This is a genomic window from Microbacterium sp. H6 (genome assembly GCF_003314775.1).
Taxonomy (GTDB): Bacteria; Actinomycetota; Actinomycetes; order Actinomycetales; family Microbacteriaceae; genus Microbacterium; species Microbacterium oxydans.
This window is the reverse complement of sequence record NZ_QOAY01000075.1, coordinates 929-2,655: the sequence shown is the minus strand read 5'-3', so window position 1 is coordinate 2,655 and position 1,727 is coordinate 929. Positions and strand designations below refer to the sequence as shown.

Here is a 1,727-nt window from a genome sequence, read left to right as displayed (position 1 = left end):
CTCGGCGAAGACGTCGGCGTTGAGAGCCCGGGTGGCGCGCTCCACGAGTTCCCGACCGGATTCGGTCAGCACGAGGAGTGCGGCGCGTCCGTCGTGCGGGTGCGGCTCACGCGCGATCAGACCATCGCGGACCAGACGCTCGGCCGTGCTCGTGACCGTGGTCGGGTGCACCTGGAGGCGGGCGACCACGCTGGACAGCGGAAGGCTGCCCGCGCGGCTGAACGCGAGCAGTCGCAGCACCTCGTAGCGGGCGAAGCTCAGGGCGAACGGCTTGAGCGCCGCGTCGACGCGTGCGAGCAGCAGTTGCTGGGCCCGCATGACCGAGGTGACCAGGGCCATGCCGTCGGCGGCCTCCGTCCATCCGTGCGCGAGCCACTGCCGCTTCGCCTCGGCGAGCGGATCGATGGGGAGCGGACGGGGTCTGGCCATCTCTCTACGGTAGTGGCGGGAGTGCGGGGCGCGGCGACGGCGCGCGACGCACTCGATCTCGGCACATCTCAGCCCCGGTCAGCGCTGAGTCTCAGTCGCAAGTGGGTTGGTACTCAGTATCGCGGTCTAGAATTGCAGGAGTCGTGAGGAGCAATCGATGAAGATCTTCGTCCTGGTCAAAGAGGTGCCGGACACCTATGGCGATCGCAAGCTGAATCTCGAGACCGGACTCGCCGATCGCGCGGCGGGCGACGTCGTGCTCGACGAGATCACTGAGCGGGCCCTCGAGGTCGCGCTCAGCTACGCCGACAAGAACGACGGCACCGAGGTGGTCGCTGTCTCGATGGCTCCGGAGAGCTCGACCGCGTCCGTGCGCAGGGCTCTCGCGATCGGTGCCGGATCCGCCGTGCACATCGCCGATGAGCAGCTCACCGGCGCCGATCTCGGACTCACCGCCGAGGTGCTGGCCGCGGCCATCCGCCGCGGCGCTCCCGACCTCGTCATCACCGGCAACCTGTCGACGGACGGCTCCGGTGGAGTGATCCCCGCGATGCTGGCCGAGCACCTCGGATTCGCCCAGGCCACCGCTCTCACCTCGGTCGAGATCGCCCCCGACGGCATCTCCGGAGTGCGAGGCGCCGACGCCGGGAGCCAGCCGGTCTCGGCGCCGCTGCCCGCCGTGATCTCCATCACCGAGGCGCTCCCCGACGCACGCTTCCCGAACTTCAAGGGCATCATGGCGGCGAAGAAGAAGCCGCTCGAGGTGCTCTCCCTCGCCGACCTCGACGTCTCGGCCGATCCGTCCGTCGCCCCGCGCACCATCATGACCGCGGTGGCGGAGAAGCCCCCGCGCGCGGCCGGAGTGAAGATCATCGACGAGGGCGACGCCGCCGACAAGCTCGTCGACTACCTCGTGCAGAACAGGCTGGTGTGAGATGACCTCTTCCGAGAACCCGATCCTCGTCCTCGTCGACATCGACCCCTCCGGTTACGTCGCGACCAGCACGGCCGCCCTCATCGGCGCCGCCTCCACGATCGGTTCGCCGGTGGCCCTGATCGTCGGCGGCGGTCCTGCGGCCGTGGATCAGGCAGCGGCGGCGGGGGCATCCGTGGTGCTGACCGCCGACGGGGACCCGGCTGCGCTCACGGTGCCGATCGTCGACGCACTGCAGGCAGCCGCAGCCCAGGTGCGACCCGATGCCGTCCTCATCTCGAACTCGATCTCCGGCCGCGACGTCGCCGGGCGCTTCGCGGTGCGCACGAAGAGTGCGCTGTCGGTCGATGCCGTCGGGGTCTCG

The 1,727-nt window shown here is 69.9% G+C and carries 2 protein-coding genes and 1 pseudogene; 2 read left to right on the top strand and 1 reads right to left on the bottom strand.

The genetic code is table 11. From position 1 onward, the window contains the following. The coding region (locus DSP71_RS05400) for a MarR family winged helix-turn-helix transcriptional regulator (protein WP_147251213.1) at positions 1–429 on the bottom strand (429 nt) is incomplete at its 3' end. A 157-nt stretch (positions 430–586) separates the two neighbouring features. On the opposite strand from DSP71_RS05400, the gene DSP71_RS05395 reads away from it, so the two are divergent. Next, the gene (locus DSP71_RS05395; RefSeq protein ID WP_058632939.1) at positions 587–1,363 is read left to right on the top strand and encodes an electron transfer flavoprotein subunit beta/FixA family protein; all 777 of its coding nucleotides are present in this window, start codon (positions 587–589) and stop codon (positions 1,361–1,363) included. A gap of 1 nt (position 1,364) precedes the next feature. Then, a pseudogene (locus tag DSP71_RS05390) lies at positions 1,365–1,727 on the top strand (electron transfer flavoprotein subunit alpha/FixB family protein); the annotation flags it as partial.